Source organism: Candidatus Aquicultor secundus (genome assembly GCF_002791875.1).
Classification (GTDB): Bacteria; Actinomycetota; Aquicultoria; order Aquicultorales; family Aquicultoraceae; genus Aquicultor_A; species Aquicultor_A secundus.
In genome coordinates, this window is record NZ_PFNG01000101.1 from 1 (window position 1) to 9,463 (window position 9,463).

Annotated in this window: 10 protein-coding genes; 9 read left to right on the forward strand and 1 reads right to left on the reverse strand. The window is 53.9% G+C overall.

Going from position 1 to position 9,463, the window contains the following annotated elements; translation table 11 throughout:
- From COY37_RS04335 to COY37_RS04360, 6 genes are all read left to right on the forward strand, one after another.
- Positions 1-580, forward strand: a 580-nt coding sequence (locus COY37_RS04335; protein WP_502693747.1) for a tRNA modifying enzyme MnmG family protein, incomplete at its 5' end; no start/stop codon positions are given.
- A complete protein-coding gene (gene rsmG, locus COY37_RS04340) occupies positions 546-1,274 on the forward strand; it encodes a 16S rRNA (guanine(527)-N(7))-methyltransferase RsmG (RefSeq protein ID WP_286678035.1) in 729 nt (242 codons plus the stop codon). The genes COY37_RS04335 and rsmG, both read left to right, overlap by 35 nt.
- A gap of 44 nt (positions 1,275-1,318) precedes the next feature.
- Entirely contained in the window at positions 1,319-2,203 is an 885-nt protein-coding gene (locus tag COY37_RS04345) for a ParA family protein (RefSeq protein WP_286678036.1), read from the forward strand.
- Positions 2,181-3,128: a ParB/RepB/Spo0J family partition protein gene (locus COY37_RS04350; RefSeq protein ID WP_286678037.1), complete on the forward strand. Its 948-nt coding sequence runs from the start codon at positions 2,181-2,183 to the stop codon at positions 3,126-3,128. The genes COY37_RS04345 and COY37_RS04350 overlap by 23 nt, the downstream gene beginning before the upstream one ends.
- A gap of 67 nt (positions 3,129-3,195) precedes the next feature.
- Positions 3,196-3,498 (forward strand): YtxH domain-containing protein, encoded by a 303-nt coding sequence (locus COY37_RS04355; RefSeq protein WP_286678038.1) that lies wholly within the window; start codon positions 3,196-3,198, stop codon positions 3,496-3,498.
- Between the two features lie 101 nt (positions 3,499-3,599).
- Positions 3,600-4,529 (forward strand): D-alanine--D-alanine ligase, encoded by a 930-nt coding sequence (locus COY37_RS04360; protein ID WP_286678039.1) that lies wholly within the window; start codon positions 3,600-3,602, stop codon positions 4,527-4,529.
- Between the two features lie 12 nt (positions 4,530-4,541).
- Here the strand turns inward: COY37_RS04360 and COY37_RS04365 are convergent, their stop codons facing one another.
- Positions 4,542-5,129, reverse strand: a complete 588-nt coding sequence (locus tag COY37_RS04365) for a COG2426 family protein (protein ID WP_286678040.1) — start codon at positions 5,127-5,129, stop codon at positions 4,542-4,544.
- A gap of 261 nt (positions 5,130-5,390) precedes the next feature.
- Here COY37_RS04365 and COY37_RS04370 point away from each other — a divergent pair, with 261 nt between their 5' ends.
- From COY37_RS04370 to COY37_RS04380, 3 genes are all read left to right on the forward strand, one after another.
- Positions 5,391-8,063 carry a cation-translocating P-type ATPase gene (locus COY37_RS04370; protein WP_286678041.1) on the forward strand — a complete coding sequence of 891 codons (2,673 nt, stop codon included), beginning with the start codon at positions 5,391-5,393 and terminating at the stop codon, positions 8,061-8,063.
- A 213-nt stretch (positions 8,064-8,276) separates the two neighbouring features.
- Complete coding sequence (locus tag COY37_RS04375) at positions 8,277-9,152, forward strand: polysaccharide deacetylase family protein (protein ID WP_286678042.1); 876 nt, start codon at positions 8,277-8,279, stop codon at positions 9,150-9,152.
- Between the two features lie 20 nt (positions 9,153-9,172).
- Positions 9,173-9,463: glycerate kinase (locus COY37_RS04380; protein ID WP_286976332.1), on the forward strand; the 291-nt coding region annotated here is incomplete at its 3' end.

Consider the following 9,463-nt stretch of genomic DNA (forward strand, 5'->3'; position numbering starts at 1 on the left):
GCTTTCTAAGTTCGGTTACGAGTTCGGGCTTATCGATGAGGAGCGGTACGGGCGGGTTAAAGAGAAAGAGGAGTTTGTGGGGAGGATGGTAAGCAAACTCGCCTCGATTATTCTGCCGCCGTCGGATAGGATAAACAACCGGCTCGTCTCCATCGGGACGACGCCTGTGACCGGCCAGGTTTCCCTGCTTGAGTTATTGCGGAGGCCGGAGGTCGAAGTTGAGCATATCGAGGAGTTTTATCCCGAACTCGCCTCGGCGTCGAACGACCTCAAGCAGCAGCTTGCTGTTGAGGCCAAGTACGAGGGCTATGTGAAGCGCCAACACTCACAAATCCGGCAGTTTAAGCGCCTTGAGGCAAAGATAATCCCCGCAGGTATCGACTACTCAAAACTTAACGGCTTAACGATCCAGGCACGCGAGACGCTCGCTAAAGTTTGCCCTCGATCGATAGGCCAGGCGTCGCGCGTCTCCGGCGTATCGCCCGCCGATGTTACGGCTCTCCTCATCCATATCAAACAGTTTTCAAGAGACAACGGGACCGATAATGTCGAACATGACACCATCAGAACTCCTGGCTAAAGGAGCCGCAGAACTACATATACCGCATAATGAGAGCCAGCTGCGGCTTTTCATGGCATATGCGCACGAGCTTGCACGCTGGAACGAGCGCTTTAATCTGACTTCGATAACCGACGAATGCGATATCGTCGTAAAGCATTTCCTGGATTCGCTCGCCATTTTTAGCGTTGTTGACATCCCCTTGGGGTGCAGTACGGTTGATATTGGCGCGGGCGCGGGGTTTCCCGGCGTGCCGATAAAGATCGTCCGCCCGGACATCCTCTTGACCCTGGTCGAGTCTTCCCAAAAGAAAGCCGGGTTTTTAACACATCTGGTTGGGCAGCTTGAGCTACCGAACGTTGTCGTGGTCGCCGAGCGGGCCGAGGATTTTGGCAGAATAAAAGAAAACCGAGGACATTTTTGCTGTGCAGTATCAAGGGCTGTCGCCGATCTTGCGGTCCTTGCCGAATACGCGCTTCCCCTGGTAAAAGAGGGCGGTCGCTTTGTTTCGTACAAGGCAAAAGGGGCCCCCGAAGAGGTTGAGCGGGCATCCGGCGCTATAAATTTACTGGGCGGTTGCGTTGAAGAGATAGCCAAAGTTGTGGTACCATTTCTTAATGCAGAGCGGTATTTGATATCGATCAAAAAGGTGGCCCAAAGCCCGCAAGCCTACCCGAGAAAAGCGGGGACGCCGGCTAAAAAGCCGCTGGTATAGCAGTAAATTAAACAGTATAAGATGTAGTATCAGGCAGGACAAAAATGGCAGTAGGTCTATTTTCCCGTCGTTTGCAGCAGCTTGAAGACGAGATCAGAGAAGAAAAAGCTCCCTCAAGCGCGCTTATCCAGCGCGGGCTTCCTGGGGATCGCAGGGGTTTAACTCTGGCCGTGGTCAACCAGAAGGGCGGGGTGGGCAAAAGCACAACGGCGGTAAATTTAAGCGCGTACCTTGCCGACATGGGGCAAAAGGTCCTGCTTATTGATTTTGATCCCCAGGGAAACGCCAGCAGTGGTTTCGGTGTAGATAAAAAGGCGATTAAACACTGTATCTACGACGTCGTTATCGACCAAAAACCGCTGGTTGAAGTAATATCACCCACCAATATAAAAAATCTTTCGCTCGTGCCCGCCACCGTGCAGTTAGCCGGGGCTGAAATCGAGCTTGTCGCGTCCCTGTCGAGAGAGCACCGGCTGAAGCGGGCGATCGAGACGATCAAGCGCCGCTACGACTACATCATCATCGATTGCCCGCCGTCTTTGGGTTTGTTAACCGTGAATGCCCTGACGGCGGCAGATGAGCTGATAATCCCGGTCCAATGCGAGTTTTATGCCCTGGAGGGCTTAAGTAAGCTTCTCGACAGCGTGCGCCTTGTGAAGGCTCATCTCAACCCGGAACTAAAAATCGCGGGCGTGCTTATGACCATGCACGACATCAGGACGAGGCTGTCGCAGCAGGTCATCGATGAGGTAAAGAAGTTTTTTAGGGAGCTCGTCTACGATACGGTCATACCGAGAACGGTGCGTCTGAGTGAGGCGCCGAGCTTTGGCGTTCCGATAAGCCGCTATGATGCGGAATCAAAGGGCGCTCAAGCGTATCAACAATTTGCAAAGGAAGTGATTGCGCGTGCAGAAAAGAGGACTGGGTAGAGGCCTTGAATCATTAATACCCGGCATAGGCCAGAGAACAGATGTCCCCCTTATTGTTCAGGATGATAGTACTAATAGTGCCGACAGTGCCGACAGTGCCACGGATAACAGGGAAAGCGCTGGTGAGGGAGGCGCTCTTCTACGAAACCTCCCACTTTCAAAAATTGTTCCCAACCCGAACCAACCGCGTAAATACTTTGATGAGGAGTCGTTTTCCGAGCTGGTCTCATCGGTTAAAGAATACGGGCTGGTGCAGCCCGTGGTCGTTCGCGCGAGTGGATCGCTTTTTGAGTTGGTGGTTGGCGAGCGACGCTGGCGCGCCGCAAAAGAAGCGGGACTGAAAACAATTCCGGCGATTGTACGCAATACCTCGGACGTTGAGGCTCTGGAGATTGCCATTATCGAGAACGTGCAGCGCCAAGACCTCAATCCGCTTGAGGAGGCCGCCGCATATTACCACCTTATCGAGGACTTCGGTTTTACACAAAACCAGCTGGCCGAGCGGGTGGGCAAGCAAAGAAGCACCATTGCAAACACCATACGTCTTCTCAAACTCCCGGAGTCCGTCAAGACGCTTGTCATAGAAGGAAAGATCTCTGTCGGTCACGCAAAAGTACTGCTCTCGCTGCTAAATCCAAAAGCCCAGATCCGCTTAGCCGAGCGCATAATAAGGGAGGGTATGACAGTGCGGCAAGCGGAGGACCAGGTGTGGCTAAGCCAAAACCCGCCCAAGAGAACACCGAGTCAGTCAATGCCGCTTTATTTTAGACAGATGGCCAGAGACCTGGGCAAGCAGCTATCAACAAAGGTACTGGTTAAGATACAGGGCGAAAAAGGGCGCGTGGAGATCCATTTCAGCGACGAAGCCGAGCTTGAGCGCATACTTAACACGCTTGCCGGGGAGAAAAAGCCCCATAATGCCTAATTTCCATTTAAAAATTGGTCGATCTCAGCTATTATAGAGAGTAACGAACACGTAATGGGAGGGTTTTATGAGCGAGAGGCGCTTTGGTACAGCCGAGTTCGGTTTGGGTCTTTTGCTTGGCCTGACAACCGGTGCGGTCGTCGGTATTCTGATGGCTCCGCAATCTGGAGCAAAGATACGAGGCGGCATTGCAGACCGGGCGGCCGATATCAAGTCCTTGGTATCGGACCTATTGGAGCAGACTAAGCTTGGCTTTGAAGTTGCGGCCACGCAGGTTGAGAAAATCGTCGGCCTGCAGGAACGGAATATGAGAAAGAAGCTCGATGCTTTAAAAGCCCAATTGGATGAATATCACCTGAACGAGGCTTAATACAGCCATCCTGCTAAAAAACACTATTACAGCGAAACATGCGCCCGGCGCTTGATATGATTGGGCGCTTTGCGGTTTCTGGATACAAAACGAGGTGTGCTTTGAGTACAAAAGTCGCGGTATTAATGGGTGGACGCTCCGCCGAGCGGGAGATATCCTTGCTTACAGGCGAGCAGATTTACCGGGCCCTACTGCAAAAAGGCTATGATGCGGTTGCGGTTCATCTCGACGAACATATTGTTGAAACCCTTAAAAGCTTGAAGCCCGATGTCGTGTTCATCGCGCTGCACGGCCGTTACGGTGAGGACGGGACCATTCAGGGCTTGCTTGAAATCCTTGATCTACCCTATACCGGCTCCGGCGTTCTGGCGAGCGCACTCGGCATTGATAAGGCCATGTCAAAACGCGTGTTTGAAGCGGCCGGCATCGAGACGCCCGAGTATGCAGTCGTTTCAAAGCGAGACTTTGTTGTTGACCGGGAGTCCTGCGAGGGCGTTGCAAGCGCTCTTAGCTTTCCGCTGGTTGTAAAACCCGCCCGCGAGGGGTCGACGATAGGCATGAGCATCGCGCACGACATCGATGAATTAGCTGCCGCTCTTAAGCTTGCATTTTCGTATGATTGCGATGTGGTTATCGAGCGGTTCGTCGAGGGTGTTGAGATTACGGTCGGTGTGCTCGGCAACAAACCCAAAGCACTGCCGACACTCGAAGTCGTAACAAAGACAGGGTTTTACGATTATGAGACGAAATATACGGCGGGCCTGAGCGAGCACATCATTCCAGCCAGACTTCCCGAGGAATACCAAAGAAAGGCCCAAGAAATTGCAGTTAGGGCGCATACGGCTCTTGGGTGCAGGGGTTTTTCTCGTGTTGATATCATCGTGGACGGCAGTGGGCGCTGCAACGTGCTGGAGATTAACACGATTCCCGGCATGACGAGGCTCAGCTTGTTTCCGGATGCCGCAAAAGCGGCAGGCTATGAATTCCCCGATTTAATCGCCTACATGGTTAAGCTTGCGCTTGAGAATTAATCGTTGTTGAAGCTAATCCCTAGAGCTGCCCCGGCCCCTCTTTTTATACGCCTTGCCCGCTATATATGCGCCGATGCCGGCCAGGAGGAATATCCCGACAAATAATCCACCCACGATTTTAGCTATCGCGACGGCGCTTGCGGTTGCAATCGAGGCTAAAAATCCCGCCGCGATCGCCCCCAGAAGCATTGAAGGCATCGAGTATTTGAAGTCGATATTAAAAAGATACGCAAGAAGCGCCCCGGACCAGCTTCCGGTTCCCGGTAGCGGCACTGCCACAAAAAGGAACAGCCCAACCGCCCCGTAGCGGTCGATTTTCTCGGAGTGCTTACGTCTGGTATGCTCAAAAAACCAGCCCATAAGTTGATCCATAATCCGAGATTTTTTCGCAAGCCACCTGCTTACAGGGTCGAGCAACAGAAGAAGCGGAATCACGGGAAGCATCATCCCGATGCTTGAGATAACAAAGGCCTCCCATATGGGCATGTGGTAAGTTGCAATTGCAAGAGGCGCCCCGGTTCTTTCCACGATAGGCAGCGCCGAGATGATTAGTATAATTATTTCTTTTGGAATACGTGAGATAATGTCAGCCCCGATCATTGATTGACTCCTCTGTCTGAAAGCATCCGTTCTAATTTACCACATGGCCCGGTGTTGTTTAAAGCGCAATCACCGCGCGCTATCATGCTCACCGTGCTTGCGGCATAATAACAGGCGGAGGTAAAGGGGAAACAATCGTTTTGTACCGCATTGCACGCCGTTGTGGTTGGGTACATAAGACTACACCACAGTTTTTTCTGTAACCGGCATACGGACGCTTATCCTCAAAGGCGACCGTTGATAACAGCTTAGGAGGCGGATTTGCACTGGCATCAAAAGGGCGTAGAAGAGGTGTTTGACGAGCTTAACGCCAGCCCACATAGCATCTCGTCAGAAGAAGCGGGCAGGCGTCTTGCGGAGGTCGGCCGCAACGAGCTTACAACAAAGCGGCAAAAGACGCCGTTCGAGCTTTTGCTTGACCAGTTTAAGGACTTCATGATCATCGTCCTGATCGCCGCCGCCATCGTCTCCTCGCTTATAGGGGAAGTCGCGGATGCGGCGGCGATTCTAGTCATCCTGGTTCTCAACGCGTTCATAGGCTTTGTCCAGGAATACCGGGCAGAGCGTGCTATCGAGGCCTTGCGGATGCTCGCCGCCCCGGAGACGACCGTGGTGCGCGACGGCACGATACGCACTATCCCGGCGGCCGACCTTGTTCCGGGAGACATCGTCTTGCTGGATGCCGGCAAAATCGTGCCCGCCGACCTTCGCCTCATCGATGTAGCCCTGCTTGAAATCAACGAGTCCTCTCTTACCGGAGAGTCGGCCCCGGTAAAAAAGAGCGTGCAGCCGATTTCCAGGGAAGATATCCCGCTCGGCGATCGCCGCAATATGGCCTACAGCGGGACATTCGTAACGTATGGGCGCGGCAGCGGAGTGGTTGTCGAAACGGGGATGAACACCGAGTTCGGAAAGATCGCGGCCTTAATCCAGACATCGGAAGACCTGCGCACGCCACTGCAGAGACGGCTCGCCGTGTTTGGCAAGTACCTGGCGTTCGCCGCCATCGGTATCTCTACTATTGTCTTTGTCGTGGGTGTTATACGTGGCGAGCAGATAATACTCATCTTTCTAACCGCCGTCAGCCTGGCGGTGGCCGCTATCCCCGAAGCGCTCCCGGCGGTAGTGACGATTGCCCTCTCTATAGGGGCGAACCGTATGGTTCAGAGCAAGGCGCTTATACGCAAGCTCCCGGCGGTGGAAAGCCTCGGCTCGGTTACGTTTATCTGCTCGGACAAGACCGGCACGCTTACCGAGAACAAGATGAAGGTAGAAGAGATCTACGCAGCCGGCGAGGTCTACCGGGTAACAGGGGTCGGCTACGACCCCCACGGCGAATTCCTTGATCCTGAGGGGCGCGCCGTCGATCTATCAAAGCAGGCGCGCTGGCACCTGTTTTTCCGAGGCCTTGTTCTTAACAACGACGCTTCGGTGATCGGTAGAAACGGCACCTATGAAGTGATCGGCGACCCGACAGAGATCGCGCTCGTGGTTATGGCGGCAAAGGCAGGCCTTCCCAAGGAAGACGCCGAGCAGCGGCATCCCCGGGTCGAGGAGCTTCCGTTTGATTCGGAGCGAAGGATGATGACGACGGTTCATGCGGCGGGCGACCGGTTCATCTCATACACAAAGGGCGCACTCGATGTGATTCTTGAGCGCTCGGCTCAGGAACTTAACGCCCAAGCCAAGCCGTCCTCTCTCAATCCCGAACAAAAGGTTAAAATCGCCGGCAAAGGTGACGAGTTGGCCGCACAGGGATTGCGGGTACTTGGCATAGCCTACAAGTTCTATGACAAGAAACCGCCGGCTGACCCTGATATCCTGGAGCGCAACCTCATCTTTATAGGTCTTGTCGGCATCGTTGACCCCCCGAGGGCCGAGGCCAAAGAGGCGATTGCGCTGTGTAGGCAAGCGGGCATACAGCCGGTTATGATAACCGGCGATCACCCTTTAACCGCAAAAAATATCGGGCGCCGCCTCGGCTTGATCAACGAGCACGCGGACATGCTCACCGGAGAAGAACTCGCCGGGCTGCCGCTGGTTGAGTTCGAGGAGCGCGTCCAGTATATACGCATCTATGCCCGTGTTGCCCCGGAGCAGAAGGTTAAAATCGTAAAGGCGCTGCAGGATAAGGGGGAGATCTGCGCCATGACGGGCGATGGCGTAAACGATGCCCCGGCGCTAAAAAGAGCCGATGTAGGTGTGGCGATGGGCATCACCGGCACCGATGTCGCCAAAGAGGCGAGCGATATGATACTGCTTGACGACAACTTTGCTACCATAGTGGCGGCCGTGCGTGAAGGCCGGCGTATCTACGACAACATACGCCGGTTTATTCGCTACACGATGACCAGTAACTCGGGCGAAATCTGGACGATATTTTTGGCCCCGTTCCTGGGTCTGCCCATCCCGCTGCTGCCGATTCATATCCTTTGGATCAACCTGGTGACCGATGGACTTCCCGGCCTGGCGCTGACCGCAGAGCGATCCGAGGCGGATATCATGCGGCGTCCACCCCGGCATCCCAAAGAAAGCGTTTTTGCCCATGGGATGACCTCGCATATCATTTGGGTGGGCCTGTTGATGGGGGCGGTGTCTCTTGTGTCGCAGGCCGGCTCACTCTACTTCAAGTTCGGCGACTGGCGTACCATGGTGTTTACCGTGCTCACGCTGTCGCAGATGGGACACGTGCTTGCAATCCGCTCGGAGAAGCAGTCGCTGTTTACACAGGGGCTCTTAACAAATAAACCGCTTCTTGGCGCGGTGCTCCTCACGTTCTTTCTCCAGCTTTCAACCATCTATGTGCCGTTTATGCAGGAGATATTTAAGACCAAACCTCTCGGGGTGCGCGAACTCGCCGTCACTTTGGCCATTTCATCGCTGGTGTTTGTTGCGGTTGAGATCGAGAAAGCCTGGGGCCGATTGAGAAGCTAAGCGATAATAGGTTGATGTTGGTGACGGGGACTACTCTGTAATCGCTTGATTACAAGGAAAGCAGTCGGTGATTTTAGCTAATTTGTAAAAAAGTGGCTGTAGGGCTACCAAAATATGTAGTAGAATAGTAACTGCGCTTTGTCGGCGCAGTTACTATTTTTTAGGCGTCCCTGGCGGATATACTACTAAGCACCTTGGGGGATGAAAGACTGAATGAAGAAAACATACCACATAATACCAAGCGCGTTAGCGATATTGTTTATTGTCCTTGTGGCAAAAGTCGTTATTGGGCAAGCTGAATTTCTTGAGCGACTCTTAGATATCGATCTACCGCAGCTTTTCATCGTTATCGCCGGCGTAGGGGCGGTGTTCTTGGTCGCCTTTGTTAGCTACTACGAGTATCACGGAATCGGCTGCCAAGATGGAATTATGCGTAGGGGCCCGCACGAAAACATCGTCGCCATCACTTTTGACGACGGTCCCAACTCGACCTACACGCCGCAGATTCTGGATGTGCTCAAAGAAAAGGGCGTGAAAGCGACGTTTTTTACGGTGGGGCTACACGTTAAGAAATATCCCGACATCGCCAGGCGAATTGTCGATGAGGGACACGATATCGGGAACCATACGTACACCCACAAAGATCTTGTTCCCACGACTCGGAGGATGATTCTGGCCCAGGTGCATAAAACCGATCAGGTCATTCAGCGCATAACCGGTGTCTCAACCAACCTGTTCAGGCCGCCGAGAGGAATTTACAGCAGTGCGGTACGCAGGCTCCTCGTCGATGAGAAAGGGTACCGTCTCATTCTCTGGACGGTAAGCAGCGTCGATTGGCGTGGGCTAAGCCCCCGTTCGATTTTACGAAGAATTGCCCGGTACGCGAGGCCTGGCGCCATCCTACTCTTCCACGATAGCGGGGCACTGGTGCGTCGCGAGGGGGCCAGCAGGGAGAACACGGTTGAATCACTTCCGCTGGTTATCGATTACCTGCAAGCCAAGGGATATGAGATCGTACCGATCTCCGAGATGCTCAGGCGACAAGAGGAGCAAGAAATCGAAGCAACGGGCATCTGGAAAGAGGCCTAACAGAGAAAACACGACCCGGGATGAAAATAGTTGTTGCTCCGGACAAGTTTAAAGGAACCGCAAGCGCGAAGGCTGTCGCGCGGGCTATTGCAGATGGCATAAAAGAGGTGCTCCCAGAGGCCGAGATCGTACTTGTCCCGATGGCTGATGGCGGCGAGGGAACGATGGATGCACTGCTTGCCGCAGTAGGCGGTCGGATTCACGAGGCGGTGGTGACCGGGCCGCTGGGTAAGCCGGCCAAGGCGCCGTTCGGTATTCTTGCGGATGGAACGGCGGTAATCGAGATGGCCAAGGCTTCCGGCTTTGAACTG